Raw genomic sequence first — 20136 nt, forward strand, 5'->3', positions numbered from 1 at the left:
ATTTGTAAACGTTTGCAATATAATGGAGAAGTACCTAAAACAGACAGAAAAGGGGATACTATGAAAAAAATAATTAATGATCCAAAAAATATTGTAAGTGAAATGGTTAATGGGTTAGTTAAGGCTTATCCACAATACCTACGTAAAATTGATAGTACGGAAGCTATGGTTAGAAGTGATGTGGCATCGATGGAAGATAAAGTTGGACTCATTAGTGGTGGTGGAAGTGGACATGAACCTGCCCATGCTGGTTTTGTAGGTCCCGGTATGTTGTCAGGTGCAGTTGCTGGACAAGTTTTTACTTCACCCACGCCAGACCAAATTTATGAAGCAATCAAAGCTGCTAATCACGGTAAAGGTGTTTTCTGTATTGTGAAAAATTACTCCGGCGATGTCATGAATTTTGATATGGCCAAAGAATTTGCTGAAATAGATGAAATTAAAGTGAAATCAATTGTTGTAGATGATGATATTGCAGTTGAAGATAGTCTATATACACAAGGAAAACGTGGTGTTGCGGGAACAGTGTTCATGCATAAAATATTGGGTGCTGCTGCAGATCAAGGAGCTACATTAGATGAAATAGATGAACTTGCTAAAAAAGTGATGCCAAATATTAAAACAATTGCGATTGCATTGAGTGGTGCGACCGTCCCAGAAGTTGGTAAACCAGGATTTGAACTTGCAGATGATGAAGTTGAATATGGCGTAGGAATTCATGGTGAACCCGGATATCGTCGTGAAAAATTAAAACCTTCTAAGGAATTGGTTGAAGAGTTACTAAGTAAACTAAAAGTTGCATTTGATATGAAATCTGATGATAAATATGCCGTTTTAGTTAACGGATTAGGAGCAACACCGTTAATGGAACAATATATTTTTATGAACGATACGCTTGATCAATTAAATAATAAAAAAGTCGATGTCGCATTTACAAAGGTCGGTAATTATATGACATCATTAGATATGGCTGGAATTTCTTTGACATTATTTAAAATTGAAGATGATAAATGGCTTTCTTATTTAAATTATACGGTAGATACAATCGCTTGGTAAGAGGAGATAATAAAATGCTAACAATTGAAAATACAACAGAATGGTTCCAGATTTTTTCAGAGAAAATAAGTGAAAATAAAGCTTATTTGAGTGAGCTAGATACACCAATTGGTGATGGAGACCACGGAAATAATATGGCTCGTGGTGCCGAAACAATTCAAGATTTATTAAAAAATCAAAAATTTGAATCCTTATCAGACTTATTTAAAAGTGTCGCAATGGCCTTTATTAAATCTGTTGGTGGTGCTTCTGGGCCACTTTATGGAACGGCTTTTATTGAAATGTCTAAATTAAGTAAAGAAACAAATGATCCAGCTAAATTAATAGCTGCGGGACTAGATGGTATTAAAAGACGCGGTGATTCAGATGTTGGAGCTAAAACCATGATTGATGTTTGGAATCCAGTTTTAGGGGATATTAAAATGAAGCAAATAACAGTTGAAAAAATACAAGCAGATGTTGAAGCAACCAAAGAGCTTGTTGCAACAAAGGGACGTGCATCATATCTCGGAGAACGTTCTGTCGGTCATGTTGATCCAGGAGCTATGTCGAGTGGCTATTTATTTGAGGCATTACTGGAAACGGGGGTGCTAGTATGACATATGGGGTTGTAATTGTATCGCATGTTCCTGAAATTGCAGAAGGTATCAAGCGACTATTAGATCAAGTTGCAGCAAGTGTCTCAATCACAACAGCTGGTGGGACTGATGATAACGGAGTTGGTACATCATTTGATAAAATCCAAGCAGCTTTTGACGAAAATAGTGCCGATGAGTTGTTAGCTTTTTATGATTTAGGAAGTGCTAAGATGAATTTAAATATGGTCATGGAATTCACAGATAAAAAAGTTCATCTGTACGATACAGCTTTAATCGAAAGTGCTTATACTGCTGCATCTCTTTTAGAGGCTGATGTTAAATTAGCTGATATTGAGGTTCAACTTGAAGCGTTAAAAATTAAATAGCGTAAAAAAATAACGTTAATCTTAATGATTAACGTTATTTTAGTTAGTCTATAAAGCTAAAGTAATTGCGATAAAGGCCAGTAATGCAGGTAATCCTTGTACTAAAATTATTTTTTTTGCAGATGTTAAACTACCAAAAACAGCAGCAATAAAAACAAATCCTGTAAAAAGCAACAACATTGATTTAAGCGCAGCACCAGTTAGAATGAAAAGTACAATCATTAGACCGATACTAATAAAACCATTGTATAGCCCTTGATTAGCCATTAATACTTTTGATTCTTTCTGATTTAAAAATTCTGGTCTTAATTCAAAGGCTTTTTGAGCGATTGAACTAGTTGAGAAAAATAGTTCAAGAATCATAATAAATAAGTGTTCAAGTGCAACAATCCAAGATAATATAAGTGCAATTAACATAGAAATCTCCCCTTAATCGTTATGGATATAGTATAACGTAATGTAATTGGTAGCACAATCAATCGATTTAATCGCTTACAATGAGAATGCTTTAATATTCAAAAAAAAGACTTATGACAGTGAGTTATTTTGTGTAACATTATATTTTATTAAAGTTATTAAGGAGAATGATATATGCCAACAAATGCAAAAGAAGGAATTATTTTTACAACATTAATGTGCTCGATGATGGTTTTCGTTATGAGTGCATACAATTTATTATTAGTCGGAAAACTAGGTCTTGTGACGTTATTACTTGGATTCATTCCTGGTTTTATTGTTGCTTTTATCTTAGATGTTTTAGTTGTCGGTAAAATTGCGATGGCAATTGCTGATAAGTTACCTCTTAATCATGATAAAATGTGGCAAATGATTCTCGCAATCTCAGGAATGATGATTTGTGGAATGGTCGCTTTTATGTCACTTTATGGGTTACTTATTGAAGGTGGTATGCCTGCTCATTTCTGGTCTGCTTATCTTTCTACTGTTGGACACAATATTATTGTTGCGGTACCGTTACAACTAATTATTGTTGGACCAATTTCAAGAAAAATTTTAAGCATGATTCATGCAAAAGATGAAGCTAAAAGAGTCACACAATAATCGTTTATATTTATAGAAGATTCACCAGTAAAATGGTGAATCTTCTTTTAGTAAAGGCTTGTATTGGAATGACATCGCCTAAAGGGGTTATAATGTAGTTGTTCATTTGAAATAACTTTGACTATAACTTCAAAATACAAAGGAGATTATATTTATGAAAGATTTTCAATTTAAAAATACAACTGATATTCGATTTGGTTCAGATCGTATCGAAACAGAATTACATGATGCGGTTGCACAATTTGGTCCCAATGTATTATTAACATATGGTGGTGGATCAATTAAACGTTCAGGTTTATATGACAAAGTAAAGAAAATTTTGAGTGATTTAAATGTTGTTGAATTAGCAGGAATCGAACCAAACCCTAAAGTGGGTTCAGTTCGTGAAGGTCAAAAGTTAGCTAAAGAAAATAAAATTGATGTTATTTTAGCTGTCGGTGGTGGTTCTGTTGTTGATGCTTCAAAAATGATTGCTTCAGCAGCATTTTATGAAGGAGATCCTTGGGATTTATCATTAGACCCCTCAAAACGTTTCAAAATTGATCAATTACCTTTTGTCGATATTTTAACGTTAGCAGCTACTGGTACTGAAATGAATGCTGGATCAGTTATCTCAAATCCAGAAACAAATGAAAAAATAGGTAGTTTTGGTCCCAAAACACCAGCTGTTTCATTCTTGGATCCAGCATTAACAATGAGTGTTTCAAAATGGCAGACTGCTGCTGGTTCAATTGATATTTTCTCTCATTTGACAGAGCAATACTTTGATAAAGAAAAAAATAATGATGTTTCTGACGGTATGATTGAAGGTATCATGCGAACAGTTATTAAATGGGCACCAATTGCAGTTGCGGAACCTGATAACTATGATGCTCGTGCTAATTTAATGTGGTCATCAACAATGGCATTAAATGGTATTATGCGATTAGGTTATCAAGATGGCTGGACATCCCATTCTATTGAACATGAGTTATCAGCGTACTACGATATTACTCATGGTGTTGGGCTAGGTATTATAACACCTCGTTGGATGAAATTCGTTTTATCTGCGGATACGGTTTCTAAGTTTGCTAAATTTGGTCGCAATGTTTGGCATATTCAAGATGATGATGACCAAGTCGTTGCTGATAAAGCTATTCAATCAGTTTATGACTGGGTTAAATCGTTAGGTGTACCAACAACGTTACCCGGTGTTGACATCAATGAAGAAACAAACTTTAAAGTAATGGCTGAATCAGCTGTTAGAGTTGGAAAATTAGATAGTGCTGTTTATGTTGATATGTCAGTAAATGATGTTATTGATTTATACAAAGCTTCAATGACAACTGAAAGTTTCGAATAAAGTAGTAAAAGCATCTCTGTTTAGAGATGCTTTTTTTGTGCCATAAATCGAAAATTTGTTTTATGATATAAAATTCGGTATGCTAAATAGTAAGGGGTTACAAATTTAGAACAGAAAGAGGGCCTTTATGATAAATAGGATGAAACCACAAGTTATTCAATTTTTATTAATGTTAATTGGGTTAGAAATGATTGCAATAAGTATTAATTTTTTCTACGCACCACAAGAAGTTGCGGTTGGTGGTGCAACTGGTATTGCAATCCTTTTAGAAACAGCTTTTAATTGGAACGTTTCGATTGTATTATTGAGCATTAACATGGCGCTATTGATCTTGGCTTATTTTATGTTAGAGCGTTCAACGACTAAAAAAATTATGATTGGTAGTTTTGTATTACCGTTATTTTTAGCGATTACGCCTCAAATAAATATTGTCGAGGATAGATTATTAGCTGTTATTGTCGGTGGCGCAGTTTTTGCGGTGGGAATATCAATTCTCTATCGAATTGATGCATCCAGTGGTGGAACAACGGTTCCACCACTAATAATCAAAAAATATTTCAATATTAAACCTGCAACCAGTCTATTAATAATTGATGGTATTGTGTGTTTTTTCAATATATTTGTCTCGGGTTCTGAAGCATTTATTTTAGCGATTTTTTCTTTAATAATCACGTATTTAATTATGAATTATATTGAAACGGGATTGGACCGTAAAAAAGTTTTATATGTGATGAGTACAGAAGAGGGATTAAAAAAATTAAAAGAAGATATTAATACAACTATAGATAGAGGTCTAACAATCTTTGATGCTAAAGGTGGTTATTCAGGTGAAAGCAAAGAAATGTTGATGATTATTGTTGAAAATCAAAATTATCAACAAATGTTAAATAAGGTGCATACGATTGATCCAAATGCATTTATCATCGTATATAATATCGCAGAAGTTCATGGCGCAAATTTGTCTGGGATTGAATAGGAGATTTTGACATGTACTTAATGAATTGGTTTAATGGCACGGATTATTTTTGGCTAGGGATGACTGATAAAGGATTGAGTTTTGTTGGGTCGCCTAATGGGTTAAGAAGTGAAATTGAAATATTTTATCCAAGAACTAAATTCGAAGAGAATGACAAGATTTTTAAAAGTATAATTGAAGAACTACAAGCCTATTTTGACCATGAAATTCAAAAATTTACGATCCCCGTTGATTTTAATTTGAGTGGGACGATGCTGCAAAAAGAAATTTGGGGACAACTTCAACTTATTCCATACGGTGAAACGAGAACGTATTCTGAGTTAGCTTTAGAAGTTGATTATCCTAAAGCAATTCGCGCTGTTGCTAGTGCAGTTGGTCGTAATCCTATATTAATTGTAATACCTTGTCATCGTATTTTAAGAAAAGATGGCAGCTTAGGGGGTTATCGCGGTGGGATTAATATGAAAAAGCAACTACTAGAAATAGAACGCAAATAAAAAACCGACATTACAAGGGGAGGCAATGTCGGAAAAGGGTAAGGGTGATTAACTTCGGGGAAAGTTGATCATCTTATTTAATTTATTCGGGGAAATAAATTAAAATTAAAAGTTATTAATTAAGGTATGAAGTTATTCTAACAAGTAAATGTGAAGAAAATATGACGTTAAAAAGAAAAACTATAAATGTAAAAAAAACACCACTACTTTTAAAAGTAGTGGTGAGAAAATACTAATCTATTCGAGACTCTGGGGGGAGTAGGTTAGATCTAGATGAAAAATTAAACTAAAATATAATCGTATTTTTTTATAGTAGAATTAAGTTACACACAAAGTATCTTGTGTGTATATTTATAGTATACGGCTTTATTTATTAAAACATAGGCATGTGACAGTTTTGTTAGTTTACAATTAACATTGTAAGGTGATATGAAATTTGATTTGGAGGAAGGTATTTTGAATTTTATAGAGAAAGTGAAAATGACCAAAACGGTTTTAGTTGAGTGGAATACGCCAAGCACGCTTAATCTGGATAATTTTTTTAAAGGTGCTAGCGCACTAATGAAATTAGATATTGACGCATTATCAATTACGGATAATCCTTTAGGGATGCCCCGCGTTTCAAATATATTATTGGGATATAAACTTAGTGAAAAACAGATTCCAGTAATCCTACATTTAACAACACGGGATTACAACTTAGTCGGATTAGAATCTAAATTAATGGGATTAAGTGCTGTTGGTTTAAATAATTTAATGATTATTAAAGGGAATCCTACAAAAATACAAGGTGCCACAAATGTCTATGATTTAACATCGCAACAATTAATTACAACAATTAAAAAAATGAATCAAGGAATATCGCCATCTAATCGTGAATTAAATAGTAAATCACAATTTAAAGTTGGTGGGGCATTTAATATTAATGCGATAAATTTAGATTTTGAATTTGAAGATATTAATCGAAAAATTCATTCAGGAGTAGATTATATTATCACGCAACCGGTATTTGATATGACAAATGTTCAGCGATTAAAAGATTGGATCACCATTAATGAAGTGGCTATACCTATTTTTATCAGTGTAATGCCGATACTTTCATTTGAGCGTGCTCAATTTATTCAAGATAACGTTCAGGGTATTGAACTACCAAATAAGTTTATGGCAGAATTGAAACAAGCGGCGTTGCAAAATGATGAACGTAAGGTCGGTATTGCAGCTTCGCAAAATTTAATTGAATCGTTATCAAACCTTTTTAATGGTGTTCATATAGTGACGCCAGGTTCAGACTATCAAGCAATCATTGAAATTATGCAAGGCCAATAAAAAAAATCCACTACCTGGGAGAGGTAATGGATTAAAAGGAGTAGGGATAATTAATATTCGGGAAGAAATTAATTATCATTTTAATTTGTTTGGGAGAACAAATTAAAGTTAAAAGTTATTTAATTAAGGTATGTTTATATAATAACAAGTAATTATGAAGAAAGTGTGACGAAATTATGTTAAATAAAAGAGAATAAAGAAGTTAGGTATATTTAGCGTATAAGCATTGATAAAGTTAGGTTTTGAAAGAGTAAATACTTATTTTTAGGCAAAAAAAAACGACATCGTAACATAAGTTACAGTGTCGAAAAGGGTAAAACAGTCAAAATCAATTGGGGGATTGATTTTGGTATTCAGTCCTTGGGGGAGGTACTGAATAAGTTTTATTGATTAGGTTACTCATTTAATATAACAAGTATATACCGAAAATGCAAGGGGTAAATTAAATAAAATTAAAAATAAAATTATTAATACCAATTTATCACTTTTCGCGGTAACATATTAATAGAATTAAATTAAATTGGCCTTTTTAATCGTATTGGGTAAGTGGTCAAGTGAAGCTGGGGATTTTTTTATGTATATGGAAGATTTTTTAGATGGGCAGGAAAGAACTTTTAACCAAATACTAGAACTATTACAAACACATGGTGGTTATTTAAGTAAGAAAAAATTAATGGAATTACTCCAAATATCTGGTAATTCTTTACGAATGTACCTAAAAAATATTGAAATAACGCTTGAGGAAGCTACCGCTTCAGGTCATGTTCATTTTGAAGTGAGCGCTAATAACGTTGAATTTGAAGTAGATGGTACGACAAATTTATCGAATATTAGTACTGATTTTTTAAGAGAATCGTATAAATACAAAATAATAATGTATTTGTATGCGAATGAAACATTGAATTTAATTGATCTTGAGAACGAATTACATATCAGTGGGTCGTCAATAACAAGGTGAATTAAAGAATTAAATGAAACGTTAGCAGGATTTGATCTAAAAATTAAAAATCGACGATTAGTTGGGACTAAAATTCAACTGAATTATTTTTATTACCTTTTTTTCATTAGGGTGGTTCCATTCACTGATCGCGAAGAACTCTTATCTAGAAATGAGACGATTAACGATTACGTTAATGTTTTAGATGAACAATATGACTTAGGATGGAAAGACGACGAGAAACTTAGAGTTTTTCTATGGCTTAAAATTTATATTCGAATTAATTCATATAAAGAGCAACATGTTCAGACATTAACGCCTATTTCTCGTGAATTAATCAAAAATAATCTCGCATACAGTAAAGTTAAATTAAGTCTTTTTAGATTTTTAAAAAAATATTCACTTTCCTTTTCTGAAGAAGATGCTGTTGGGTTCTATTACTTTTTAATTGGATTTGATTTAATTAAAAACGATTCTGAATTATATGTTCAAATTAAAGATGACGATATTGATAAAAAAACACCCATCAATAGTGCAATTAGTCTTTTTTGGAGTGATATTGAGAAATATACTTACTTCAAACGGGATTCAAAAATTTCTTATAATTTATTTAATTCATACAGCAAATTAGCCATATTTAAAGGTGAAAGTTTTAGTTATAATCGAACAATTATGGAATTTAATCGTAAATCATTAGAACGAGAAGACTTTTCGCAGATCATTCAAAAATTATTGACGGCGTATCAATCTGTTACACAGTTCGATGGCTTAAATTCGCCAGATGATTTATATTATCTACAAAATCAGTATTTATATATCTTGAATATTTTAAACTTCGAGTTTGATGACGTTTTAAAAATTGGCTTATTAATTAATCGTGATCCAATTATGGAAAAACTAACCGTAATCATTATGGAACGTGTTTTAAGCAGCGTTTTAAACGCTCAAGTAGAAATTTATCAAGAAGGTAAAGAATATGATTTAATTGTGACAAATAGGATGGGTGTTAACCAAGATCAATTTAATTCACCATTATATGTGATGTCAGAAATTGGTGTTAGTTCAGATCAAGTTATTACTGATGTCGTAAATGAAATTTTAGAAATTGATAAGGTTAGAAAAATTAACACGCAAAGCTTGGAGGAAAAATAATGAAGTATGTCATTATCGGCGGAACGCACGCAGGGATAGCTGCCGCTAGAACAATTTCAAAATCAGATCCAAATGCCGAAGTAATTATTATGGAAATGAAAGATAGCGTTAGCTATATCTCATCTGGAATTAATTTGTTATTTGATGGGGTTATTGATAACTTAGAAGAAGCGAGTTATGCGACACCTGCTGCGTTAGAGTCTGAAGGTATTAAATTGATGCTTGGTACTGAAGTGTTGCACGTTAGTACGGAGGATAAACGTTTATACTTTGTTAATGCAGATAAACAATACAGTTACAGCAACTATGACAAATTAATTTTAGCTAATGGGTCTAAGGTTGTTAAACCACATATTAAAGGGATAGATAATGAAAATGTTGTTTTTTATAAAAATTTAGAAGAATCAAAAAAGGCTATGGAACAGTTGTGCCCAACTAATAGGCGTATTTTAATTGTTGGTGCAGGATTAGTGGGGCTTGCATTAGCTAGCTCAATTTATGAGGGACGTAAAGGCGAAAAAGTTGATGTTACAGTAGTTGAAGCTATGGGAGGTGTTTTGACACGGTACGTAGATCAAGAAATTGGTAATCGGATAATTGATGATTTAAGAGAAAAAGGGATAAAGATTGTATTAAAAAATGATGTTCATGCTATTAATGTGGATGAGAATAACAAAATAGTTAGCGTTTCGACAACTGACCAAGAAATCGCCTGTGATTTAGTCGTTTTTTCGGTTGGATTAAAACCTAACAATGATTTTTTGAGAGACGCTGTTGAACTTAATCAAAATAATACCATTAAAATCAATGATTACATGCAGACAAGTGATAAAGACATCTATGCAGCAGGTGATAATGCCGGATTTAAACAAACTGTCAGCCAACGTCGAGAGTATCAACCTCTTGTTAATAACGCTATTAAAGGTGCAATTGTGGCGGCGTATAACTGTACGGGTCTATTTAGTCCTGTTAAAGTTGAAACGACGCAAGGAACAGCGGGGATGAACTTATTCGGTCATTATTTAGCAACGACAGGTGTCACTGAAGAAAACGCACCATATATCGGATTGGATGTTCTATCCAATACAATTGAAAATAAGATTCAATATGATTACGTTAAAAATGGTTCCAAAATACTTATAAAAGTTGTGTACAGGAAAGATACTGAAGTCATTGTTGGTGCACAAATTTATTCGAAACATGATATTTTAGATATGATTAATATCATGTCAGTAGCTATTAATATGCAAATGACGATGGCTAAATTATCATCAATGGATTTTTATTTTAATCCTGAATACAATAAAGCGTTAAATACTTTAAATGAAGTTGCCCTTACGAGAAGGACAAAAGACCGTCATATCAGTAAATAAGCTGTAAATGTCAAAATTTGCGAGTTAACCCTCAAATATTAATATTTTTTATGGGGAATTACATGGCATAATAAGTCTTGTAAATAAATGATTCAAAGAGTTTATTGATTAGGACACAGAATATCGAAGAGAAAATTTAGTGTGGGGACGCTTGTTTTCTAAAAAGTTGGTTGCTTAATATAATTAAGCAACTTTTTTTTTGTCTAAAAAATAAAATTGGTATAGATGTTTAATTTATTTTCTAAAGCCTTGTATACACGTTTTTCACTTGATTTGTATTTGATTTGAATTTTTTTGGTCTAACCTGTATGATAGTTTTTATAAGAAAAAAAGGGGATAAAAAATGAAAAGTTATTTACAGAGAATGGGACGTTCGTTAATGTTGCCTATCGCAGTACTACCGGCAGCAGCATTACTGGTTGGAATTGGAACTTGGTTGCCACAAGATTGGTTTGCGGCGGCATTTATGCAGGCCGGCGGAAACGCAATTCTAGGTAATCTAGCATTATTATTTGCTGCTGGTTTAGCTTTAGGAATGTCGACTAACAAGGATGGCGCAGCTGCGTTAGCTGGTGTTGTTGCATTTGAAATTCCAGTTAAAATGTTGGAACCGACTTCGGTTGCGGCTTTATTAGGAGTAAAAGTAACAGATGTTGATCCTGCATTTAGTTCTATCAGTAGTAATGTGTTTATTGGGATTATTGCCGGATTAATTGCGGCAGCAATGTATAATCGTTTCCATAGTGTGAAGTTACCAATGGCTATTTCATTCTTTAGTGGGAAACGATTAGTACCCATTATGTCAGCATTGGTAATGATTTTTGTTACCTTAGCTTTATTATTTGCATGGCCAGTTGTTTATGCTTGGTTAGTTGCATTTGGTAAGTTTATGGTTGGACTTGGATGGGTTGGAGCTGGTTTATACGGATTCTTCAACCGGCTTTTAATTCCAACCGGATTACATCAAGCGTTGAATTCAGTATTTTGGTTCGACGTTGCTAAAATTAATGATATCGGGAACTTTTGGAGTAATACAGGAATTAAAGGAACTACAGGTATGTACATGGCAGGATTTTTCCCAATCATGATGTTTGGGCTACCAGCTGGTGCGTATGCCATTTATCGAAATGCTTTACCTGAACGTAAAAAAGAAGTTGGCTCATTGATGCTAGCTGGTGCATTTGCATCATTTTTCACAGGCGTGAGTGAACCTTTAGAATTTTCATTTATGTTCGTTGCATGGCCTTTATACGTCATTCATGCGGCATTAACCGGGTTATCTTTAGCTTTTGCCGCATTTATGCACTGGACAGCTGGATTTACATTTAGTGCGGGCTTAGTTGATTACGTCTTGAGTATACGTGTACCAATGGCTAATATGCCACTAATGCTGTTGGTACAAGGTGTTGTGATGGCAATTATTTATTACACACTATTCAATTTTGCCATTAAGAAATTTAACTTAATGACACCAGGTCGCGAACCAATTACTGAAGATATTCAACTATCGCCTGAATTAGGGGATGACAAATATGCACGACAAGCTCAAATTGTTTACGCTGCTATTGGTGGTAAAGATAATTTAACAGTCGTTGATAATTGTACAACCCGTCTTCGTCTACAAGTTAAAGATACAAGCCATATTAATGAAGATGCACTTAAAGCATCAGGTGCTGCTGGGTTTAAAGTTATCGATAAAACAAATATTCAAGTCGTTATTGGAACTGAAGTTCAATTTGTTGCTGACGAGCTTGGTAAGTTATATGAGTCAAAGGCTGATTCTATTTCATTAAGTAATGAAAAGTTACAGGCTGAGACGGATAAATCAAGCGCTACAGCTAATCATAATGATTCAACGGTTATTGGTAGTGAAACGTTTTATACGGTTGCAGAGGGCGAATTAATGTCTATTTCGGATGTTAAAGATGCTACCTTTGCTGAAAAAATGTTGGGTGATGGTTATGCAGTCGAACCAGCTAATGGCGAAATTTATACACCGGTTGCTGGTAAAGTAGCAAGTATCTTTCCAACGAAACATGCAATTAGTATCACGACTGAAACGGGATTAGAAGTCCTATTACACATGGGAATTGATACCGTTCAATTAGAAGGTAAACCTTTTGAAGTGACTATTTCTGAAGGCGAAACTCTTAAACCAGGTGACTTAGTTGCGCGAGTTGATTTAAACGCAATTAAAGCTGCTGGTAAGGAAACAACGATGATGGTCGTTTTAACGAATATGGATAAAGTGTCTAATATAACGTTTGATCATTTGAATGAGACAGTTAAAGCCAATGAAGTTTCGGCAATTGTTCAAACTAAATAAGAATAAATGAAGCAGGCCAAAACTTTTGGTCTGCTTTTTTGGTATAGGTAGCTGGTTTATAAAAAAGCTTATATATAATAATATGACTCATTTAATAAGTTGTAATTGGTATTGGCAAACCGGCATGGTATAGTGACTGTAAGCGCATCATAAAATGAAGGAGGCCATTTAAATGAATCCCTATTATTTAACGTTATTGGAAAAAAGATTTCCGACTAAACAAAGTATTGTCACTGAAATTATTAATTTAGAGGCCATTCTTAATCTACCCAAAGGAACGGAGCATTTTGTTAGTGATGTTCACGGTGAATATAACGCATTTCAACATGTTTTAAGAAATGGTTCAGGAAATGTTAAACAAAAAATTCAAGAAATTTTTGAAGGCCGTTTGACTGAAGAGAGTATACAGGACTTTGCAATCTTAATTTATTATCCAGAAGAAAAACTAATTGCTAAAAAACAACAATTCACTTCACAACCTGAATTGGAGCAGTGGTATTTAGATACCATTGCCAGAATGATAGAGTTGTTACAAAAGACAGCAACAAAATATTCCCGTTCGAAGGTACGAAAGGCACTATCACCTGATTTTATGTATATAACAGAGGAATTATTATATAGTAATTCCAATGAACTTGATCAAAAAGATTATTATAATCGTATAATAGAAAATTTAATTAAATTAAATCAAGCAGAAGCATTTTTAACGGCTACAGCGTATACGATTCAAAGGTTAATCGTTGACCATTTACACGTAATTGGGGATATTTTTGATCGTGGTCCTGCGCCAGATAAAATTATGAAGACACTTCTTGATTATCATTCAGTTGACATTCAATGGGGAAATCATGATATTTTATGGTTAGGTGGTGCTGCTGGCTCGCCTTTATGTATCGCTAATTTATTGCGAATTTGTGCTAGATATAATAATTTAGCTATTGTTGAAGATGCATATGGGATTAATTTACGCCATTTAGCAACATTTGCCGATAAAACGTATCAAGATAATCCAGCATTTTCACCGAAAGTTAATTCAGCACAAGAAAAAATCAAAGAAGACGAACGACTTTTAATGACCAAAATACACCAGGCAATCGCTATTATTCAATTTAAATTAGAAGGACAGATTATTAAAAGACGTCCTGATTTTGATATGGCAAATCGTGCGATTTTAGAAAAGATTTGGAACAAAGGGTCAAAAATAGAAATCGATGGGAAACATTATTCACTACAAGATACTTGTTTTCAAACAGTTGATTGGGCAGATCCGTATAAATTAACAGATGATGAGTCAGAAATAATGGATAAATTAGTAGAATCATTTATCCATGCGACTAAATTACGAGAACATCTAGATTTTATGATGGCACGTGGTAGTATGTTTAAACGATATAATGGGAACTTGTTAGTTCACGGCTGTATTCCAGTTACACAAGAAGGTAAATTGGAGGGCTTTGAGCTAAAAGGGAAAGCATATGCAGGACCAGAATTATTAGCTTTTTTTGAAGATAATTTACGTAAAAGCTATGCTAAACCTAAAAAATCTACTGACCTTGAAACTGATTTACTTTGGTATTTATGGCAAGGACCCAAATCGCCTTTATTTGGGAAACATGCGATGAAAACTTTTGAACGTTACTTTATTAATGATGAAGAAGTTCAAGTTGAGATACCAAATGCGTATTACAAATTACGACATGATGAAGCATTTTGTCGTCATATATTAGAAGAATTCGGGCTTAATCCAGATAACGGTAAAATAATTAATGGGCATACACCAGTTAAGCGTGGGCACAAGCCGGTTATGGCCAATAAAAAGATGATTGTGATTGATGGTGGTTTCTCAAAAGCTTACCAATCAACTACTGGAATTGGTGGATATACGCTGCTCTCTAATTCATATGGCTTACAATTAGTTGCTCACCAACCCTTTACGTCTAAGTGGGATTCAATTGAAAATGGGACAGATATTATTTCAGTGAAACGAATTATTGATAGTGAAGTTAAAAGACAAACAATTGCTGAAACTGATATGGGAAAAGAACTTGCTAGTCGTGTTGTAGAATTAAAAAAATATTTACAGAGTAAATAAAAAATCTTACTGAAAAGTAAGATTTTTTATTTAGGTTATGATTTTCTGTGTAAAAGGAGAAAAGTAAGCCAGCAAATATTAGTGTGTAAATGTAAAAAAGATTGCGGTATACTAGTGGTAAGCGTTTTCTTTTAGCGTGTAAGGGAGTAGTGATAACTTGGGAGATCGAAAAAATGATATTTATAATCTTTTAAAAAATAAGGAAATAGCGATGGATGCGACACAGATTGCAGACGAGCTTAATTGCAATCGCGCAAATGTGAGTCGTTATTTGAATGATTTATATAAAAATGGTGACGTTACAAAAAGTGATGGGCGCCCTGTTCTCTATCAGTGGGCATCACTTGAAGAAAAAGAAACACGTCAAAAAGAAATTAATGATAAAAGTGTTAAAGAGATGAGTTTCAAAAAGTTAATCGGGTCTAATGATTCATTAAAGGTTATGATCCAACAAGCCGAAGCAGCCATTTTATATCCACCAAGAGGACTACACACAATTATTTTTGGTGAAACGGGAACGGGTAAATCTTTGTTTGCTGAATGTATGTATCAGTTTGCATTAGAATCAGAAATGGTGAAGGCTGATGCGCCTTTTATCCGGTTTAATTGTGCGGATTATGCGAATAATCCACAGTTACTTTTTGCGCATATATTTGGTGTTAAAAAAGGGGCCTACACAGGTGCTGATCAAGATAAAAAAGGATTAATGGATAAAGCTAACGGTGGTATTTTATTCTTAGATGAAATTCATCGATTACCTCCTGAGGGACAAGAAATGCTCTTTACCTTTATTGATAAGGGGTTTTATCGGCCTTTAGGAGAGTCTTCAATTACTAAAGAAGCGAGTGTACAGATTATTGGGGCAACGACTGAAACGTCAGAAAATTTTTTGAGCACATTTAATCGACGTATTCCAATGGCAATTACATTACCGCCTATCTCAAAACGAACAATTGATGAACGTTATGGGATAGTCATGAATTTTTTTGAACAAGAAGTCGGTAGATTGAGCCAAGATATTATTGTTGAGCGAGATGCGATGCTTGCATTAATGTTATACGAGCCTGAAGCAAATATTGGTCAAATTCAGAGGGATATTAAAGTTGTTTGTGCAAAGGCCTTCTTGTATTTTAGAACGCATGAAACGGCTTCGTTATATATCAGATTAAAAGACTTACCATTGAATGTTCAAAAAGGACGTTTGGAAGGTAAATCCAAATATAAAAAAATTGATGTCTTAATGGAACGTTTAGCGAAACGAACAAATGAAAAAAATACAAAAGTTGTGACTTTTAAAAATAGCGAAACGGTAGAAAAAAACGATCAAAAACCAACGGTTTATGAAACAATTGATAAAAAAGTGAGTGAAACTGATAAACAGAATTTTAAATCACTAAATCTTAAAACGTTAATCGATTCAGATGATAAAGGTTATTTTAAAGATTACATTGAACAATTATCGGGTGAAGGCGTTCGAAAAGAGTTACTACCAGATGATATTTGGACGGTTACCAATGAAGTTTATGACTTAGCCCAGAATAAATTAGGGCAAAAATATAATGAAAATGCACGATTTGCATTTGGATTACACCTTGTTAGTGCTATTGAAAGAATCAGGAAAAATGTCGCAATTATTCATCCTGATTTAAATAATTTACGACAAAAAAATCCAAAAGCCTTTCGTGTTGCACTGGAAATGGCAGATAAAATTGAACATGAATTTGATATTGAAATTCCATTAGATGAAATTGGATTTATTACAATGTTTTTGAGCTCTGATTTAAGTGTTAAGAAACAACAAAATGAAATTAAAGTCGGTATCATCGTGCTAATGCACGGGGCATCAACGGCTTCTTCTATGTTACAGACAGCACAAGAATTACTTGGTACAACAAAGGGAAAAGCAATTAATATGCCACTTGATGTAAATGTTTCGGAAATTTATGATCAAGTACGAGATTATGTACTGGATAGTCAGGAACAATTGAAAAAAGGGTTATTACTTTTAACTGACATGGGCTCTTTAACTAGTTTTGCATCAATGTTAGGTGAAGAAACAGGGATTAATATTCGAGCTGTTTCAATGACGAGTACGTTAGTTGTGCTTGAATCATTAAGAATTGCGATTGCCGGTCGTGAACTAGAAGATATTTACGCAAATGCACAACATATTTTTGAATCGTCTGTAAAAGAGCAGTTTTTCCATATGCATCCTAGGAAAAAAGCAGTTATCGTAGCTTGTTTTACCGGCGAAGGTGTCGCCGCAAGATTATATGATCGTATTATGCCAATTGTAAACGAAGACGAAGTTAAAGTAATTCGGATGCAATATTTAGAAAAAGATGCATTTAAAAAGCACATTAATACATTAATGCGCGATTATGATGTGAAGGCAATTGTTGGTACCGTCGAGGTTTCTTACCAAAGAGTGCCATTCTTTTCTGCTTTAGATATCTTTAATGATGAAACCTTACAAGTTTTGCAGCGGATGTTGTCTGATAACGACTTAACGCGAGAAACAATTAATGCATTGGAAGGTAGTATTAATTCAGTTAATTCTGTCCCAGATTTAATTCATACTATTCAAACCATGATTATTAAAATTTAATCAGATTTACAGATTGTTCTTGATCCAGAGATTATCGTAGGGATCATGATGCATCTAGCATTTCTAGTAGATTCAAGATTGAAAAATCAATCAATTAAACCGTTTAAGAATGTCCAAGAATTTTCAGCTGAGAATCATTTACAGATGGAAATAGTTAAAACGGCCCTGATTATTGTTGAAAAAATGTATAATATTAAGATTTCAGATGATGAAGTTGCCTATATTGTCCAAATTTTTATGGGTAATACGTTGAATAAAGTCAGTGTGTAATAGTGACTAGTAGTGTGCAAATAAAATAAAAGACCATCGAAAGCGCTTTCTTAAAGCCTTTTCGATGGTCTTTATTTTTGGCATGGAACTTGCGTATATAAGAGTATAAATAGAAAAAGGAGTGGCAAATTATGAAAACGATTATGTTAGTTTGTTCAGCGGGTATGAGTACAAGTTTATTGGTGTCAAAAATGCAAAAGGCTGCAGAAGCAGAGAACTATGATTCAGAAATCTTTGCAGTTGGTGCTTCAGAGGCAGATTCAATGCTTGAATCAAAACCAGTTGATATTTTAATGTTAGGCCCACAAGTTCGTTTTATGAAAGATGAATTTGAAAAAAAGGTTGCTGACAAAAATATTCCGGTAGAAGTTATCAATATGCAAGATTACGGCATGATGAATGGCGAAAAAGTTCTTGCAACAGCTAAAAGCTTAATTAAATAAAAAATAAAAGGGGTAATCAGATATGAACGAAAATGATGCACAAATGCAAACAATCATGGGGCTGATTGTTAATGGTGGAAACGCTAAAAGTGATTCTATGGAAGCAATTCACGCCGCTAAAAAAGGCGATTTTGAAACCGCAGCTGCTAAGTTAGCTGATGCTGACAAATCACTCATTGAAGCACATCATTCTCAAACAGCCATGTTAACGCAAGAAGCTTCAGGGGATCCGGTACCAGTTAGTTTATTAATGGTTCATGGACAAGATCATTTAATGAATGCGATTACATTTAGAGACTTAGCTGGTGAGGTAGTAGATCTATACAAAAAAATAGGATAAGTACTAAACTTTAAGGAGGAACTACTCATGGACAAATTTATAAAATGGATGGATATTCACTTTATTCCAGTAGCTTCAAAAATTGGGGCACAAAGACATTTGGTGGCAATTCGAGATGCATTCGTTGTTATTATGCCACTTATGATTTTAGGTGCTCTGGGAACATTAATTAATAACTTACCAATTCCAGGTTTTTCAAATTTTATGGACGGACTATTTCCTAAAATAGTTAACGATGTTCCAATCTGGAAGGGTGTAGGAGCAGGCGTTTGGAATGCTAGTTTTGGTATTATGTCATTATTCGTTGCATTCTTAGTAGCTCATAACGTTGCAAAATCATATGGTAAAGATGGTATGGCTGCTGGTACAGTATCAGTTGCTTCATTCTTCGCTTTAGGTGGTTTGCAATTAGCTGGGATGTCTTCAGTAGGATTATTCGTTGCACTTGTTGTCGGTTTGGTTTCAGCAGAATTATTCCAACGTTTAAGTGGTAACAAACATTTAATCGTTAACATGCCTGATGGTGTTCCACCTGCTGTTGCAAAAGCATTCGCTTCATTATTTCCAGCAATGATTGTTGTTACAATCTTTGCCTTTATCAATACATTATTCCAAGGATTCGGCGTAACTGATATTATTGCATCATTCTACAAACTTGTTCAAGAACCATTTATGGGCTTGGCAAATTCATATCCATCAGCATTATTATTAGCATTTATTGCACCATTCTTATGGTTCTTTGGTTTACATGGAGCTAATATGATTGATCCATTAATGCAAACAATTAACGCACCTGCTATTGCAGCTAACGTTAAAGCACTTAGTGAAGGTAAAACAATTCCTTTTATCGTTAACAAACCTTTCTTCGATTCATTTGTTAACTTAGGTGGAACTGGTGCAACTATTGGTTTGATTATTGCCATCTTCATTGTTGGTCGTAAAAATAAACCTTACAAAATGATTGGATCACTATCAGCAGCTCCTGGTATTTTCAATATCAATGAACCAATGATGTTTGGACTTCCAATTGTGTTGAATCCAATTATGTTCGTACCATTTATTTTGACACCAATGGTACTTGTGACTGTTGCGTATATTGCAACCGCCACTGGAATTGTGCCAGCAGCAACGGTAATGCCCCCATGGGTTACACCACCAGTAATTGGCGGGATTTTGGCAACTAAGAGTTTAGCTGGTGGGGTTTTAGCCGCAGTTAATGTGGTTATCTCAGCGTTAATTTACGCACCATTCGTTATCTTAGCAACAAAACAAATTGAAAAAGCTGAAGCAGAAGCTGAAGCAGCAAAAAAATAAAATAAAAGCGAATCTCTTTACGTTATTCTGTAAAGAGATTTTGTGTTAAATAAAGGAGTTT

At 33.6% G+C, this 20136-nt stretch carries 16 protein-coding genes and 2 pseudogenes; 17 read left to right on the plus strand and 1 reads right to left on the minus strand.

Features of this window, described 5'->3' with window-relative positions:
• Positions 1–60: 60 nt before the first annotated feature.
• The 3 genes from dhaK to dhaM are packed head-to-tail and all read left to right on the plus strand — an operon-like array spanning position 61 to position 2020.
• Complete coding sequence (dhaK, locus tag AC1RPT_RS00895; RefSeq protein WP_481760997.1) at positions 61–1056, plus strand: dihydroxyacetone kinase subunit DhaK; 996 nt, start codon at positions 61–63, stop codon at positions 1054–1056.
• Between the two features lie 14 nt (positions 1057–1070).
• Positions 1071–1655 (plus strand): dihydroxyacetone kinase subunit DhaL, encoded by a 585-nt coding sequence (gene dhaL / locus AC1RPT_RS00900; RefSeq protein ID WP_481760996.1) that lies wholly within the window; start codon positions 1071–1073, stop codon positions 1653–1655.
• A complete protein-coding gene (dhaM, locus tag AC1RPT_RS00905; protein ID WP_481760995.1) occupies positions 1652–2020 on the plus strand; it encodes a dihydroxyacetone kinase phosphoryl donor subunit DhaM in 369 nt (122 codons plus the stop codon). Before dhaL ends, dhaM begins: the two co-directional genes overlap by 4 nt.
• Positions 2021–2068: 48 nt before the next feature.
• Here the strand turns inward: dhaM and AC1RPT_RS00910 are convergent, their stop codons facing one another.
• A complete protein-coding gene (locus AC1RPT_RS00910) occupies positions 2069–2437 on the minus strand; it encodes a DUF1304 domain-containing protein (protein WP_409021750.1) in 369 nt (122 codons plus the stop codon).
• Positions 2438–2611: 174 nt separating this feature from the next.
• On the opposite strand from AC1RPT_RS00910, the gene AC1RPT_RS00915 reads away from it, so the two are divergent.
• The 14 genes and pseudogenes from AC1RPT_RS00915 to AC1RPT_RS00980 all read left to right on the plus strand — a co-directional run bounded on the left by AC1RPT_RS00915 (position 2612) and on the right by AC1RPT_RS00980 (position 20075).
• Positions 2612–3079, plus strand: a complete 468-nt coding sequence (locus AC1RPT_RS00915) for a DUF2798 domain-containing protein (RefSeq protein WP_481760994.1) — start codon at positions 2612–2614, stop codon at positions 3077–3079.
• 154 nt (positions 3080–3233) lie between these two features.
• Positions 3234–4421: an iron-containing alcohol dehydrogenase gene (locus tag AC1RPT_RS00920; protein ID WP_481760993.1), complete on the plus strand. Its 1188-nt coding sequence runs from the start codon at positions 3234–3236 to the stop codon at positions 4419–4421.
• Between the two features lie 127 nt (positions 4422–4548).
• Complete coding sequence (locus AC1RPT_RS00925; RefSeq protein ID WP_481760992.1) at positions 4549–5397, plus strand: YitT family protein; 849 nt, start codon at positions 4549–4551, stop codon at positions 5395–5397.
• Positions 5398–5408: 11 nt separating this feature from the next.
• Positions 5409–5894 carry a methylated-DNA--[protein]-cysteine S-methyltransferase gene (locus tag AC1RPT_RS00930; RefSeq protein WP_481760991.1) on the plus strand — a complete coding sequence of 162 codons (486 nt, stop codon included), beginning with the start codon at positions 5409–5411 and terminating at the stop codon, positions 5892–5894.
• Between the two features lie 456 nt (positions 5895–6350).
• Positions 6351–7220, plus strand: a complete 870-nt coding sequence (locus AC1RPT_RS00935) for a methylenetetrahydrofolate reductase (protein ID WP_481762168.1) — start codon at positions 6351–6353, stop codon at positions 7218–7220.
• Positions 7221–7929: 709 nt separating this feature from the next.
• Positions 7930–8271: pseudogene (locus AC1RPT_RS00940) on the plus strand (helix-turn-helix domain-containing protein); the annotation flags it as partial.
• Between the two features lie 18 nt (positions 8272–8289).
• Complete coding sequence (locus tag AC1RPT_RS00945; protein ID WP_481761150.1) at positions 8290–9309, plus strand: hypothetical protein; 1020 nt, start codon at positions 8290–8292, stop codon at positions 9307–9309.
• On the plus strand, positions 9309–10682 hold the full coding sequence (locus tag AC1RPT_RS00950; RefSeq protein ID WP_481760989.1) for an FAD-dependent oxidoreductase: 1374 nt from the start codon (positions 9309–9311) through the stop codon (positions 10680–10682). Before AC1RPT_RS00945 ends, AC1RPT_RS00950 begins: the two co-directional genes overlap by 1 nt.
• Positions 10683–11025: 343 nt before the next feature.
• A complete protein-coding gene (gene nagE / locus AC1RPT_RS00955; protein WP_481760988.1) occupies positions 11026–13008 on the plus strand; it encodes an N-acetylglucosamine-specific PTS transporter subunit IIBC in 1983 nt (660 codons plus the stop codon).
• Positions 13009–13180: 172 nt separating this feature from the next.
• Positions 13181–15100, plus strand: coding sequence for a fructose-1,6-bisphosphatase (locus tag AC1RPT_RS00960; protein ID WP_481760987.1), 1920 nt, complete (start codon positions 13181–13183; stop codon positions 15098–15100).
• Positions 15101–15257: 157 nt separating this feature from the next.
• Positions 15258–17978, plus strand: a pseudogene (locus AC1RPT_RS00965) (sigma-54-dependent transcriptional regulator).
• Between the two features lie 131 nt (positions 17979–18109).
• Positions 18110–18421 carry a PTS sugar transporter subunit IIB gene (locus AC1RPT_RS00970; protein ID WP_409021738.1) on the plus strand — a complete coding sequence of 104 codons (312 nt, stop codon included), beginning with the start codon at positions 18110–18112 and terminating at the stop codon, positions 18419–18421.
• Positions 18422–18443: 22 nt separating this feature from the next.
• A complete protein-coding gene (locus tag AC1RPT_RS00975) occupies positions 18444–18761 on the plus strand; it encodes a PTS lactose/cellobiose transporter subunit IIA (RefSeq protein WP_481760986.1) in 318 nt (105 codons plus the stop codon).
• Between the two features lie 27 nt (positions 18762–18788).
• Positions 18789–20075, plus strand: a complete 1287-nt coding sequence (locus tag AC1RPT_RS00980; protein ID WP_409021736.1) for a PTS sugar transporter subunit IIC — start codon at positions 18789–18791, stop codon at positions 20073–20075.
• Positions 20076–20136: the final 61 nt, after the last annotated feature.

The sequence above is a fragment of the Dellaglioa sp. CoH-56-MRSF-11 genome, from assembly GCF_056782135.1.

Bases quoted from the DNA above. Each gene is read 5' to 3' on its own strand.
- dhaK (WP_481760997.1), top strand. From the start codon at position 61: ATGAAAAAAATAATTAATGATCCAAAAAATATTGTAAGTGAAATGGTT.
- dhaL (WP_481760996.1), top strand. From the start codon at position 1,071: ATGCTAACAATTGAAAATACAACAGAATGGTTCCAGATTTTTTCAGAG.
- dhaM (WP_481760995.1), top strand. From the start codon at position 1,652: ATGACATATGGGGTTGTAATTGTATCGCATGTTCCTGAAATTGCAGAA.
- AC1RPT_RS00910 (WP_409021750.1), bottom strand. From the start codon at position 2,437: ATGTTAATTGCACTTATATTATCTTGGATTGTTGCACTTGAACACTTA.
- AC1RPT_RS00915 (WP_481760994.1), top strand. From the start codon at position 2,612: ATGCCAACAAATGCAAAAGAAGGAATTATTTTTACAACATTAATGTGC.
- AC1RPT_RS00920 (WP_481760993.1), top strand. From the start codon at position 3,234: ATGAAAGATTTTCAATTTAAAAATACAACTGATATTCGATTTGGTTCA.
- AC1RPT_RS00925 (WP_481760992.1), top strand. From the start codon at position 4,549: ATGATAAATAGGATGAAACCACAAGTTATTCAATTTTTATTAATGTTA.
- AC1RPT_RS00930 (WP_481760991.1), top strand. From the start codon at position 5,409: ATGTACTTAATGAATTGGTTTAATGGCACGGATTATTTTTGGCTAGGG.
- AC1RPT_RS00950 (WP_481760989.1), top strand. From the start codon at position 9,309: ATGAAGTATGTCATTATCGGCGGAACGCACGCAGGGATAGCTGCCGCT.
- nagE (WP_481760988.1), top strand. From the start codon at position 11,026: ATGAAAAGTTATTTACAGAGAATGGGACGTTCGTTAATGTTGCCTATC.
- AC1RPT_RS00960 (WP_481760987.1), top strand. From the start codon at position 13,181: ATGAATCCCTATTATTTAACGTTATTGGAAAAAAGATTTCCGACTAAA.
- AC1RPT_RS00970 (WP_409021738.1), top strand. From the start codon at position 18,110: ATGAAAACGATTATGTTAGTTTGTTCAGCGGGTATGAGTACAAGTTTA.
- AC1RPT_RS00975 (WP_481760986.1), top strand. From the start codon at position 18,444: ATGAACGAAAATGATGCACAAATGCAAACAATCATGGGGCTGATTGTT.
- AC1RPT_RS00980 (WP_409021736.1), top strand. From the start codon at position 18,789: ATGGACAAATTTATAAAATGGATGGATATTCACTTTATTCCAGTAGCT.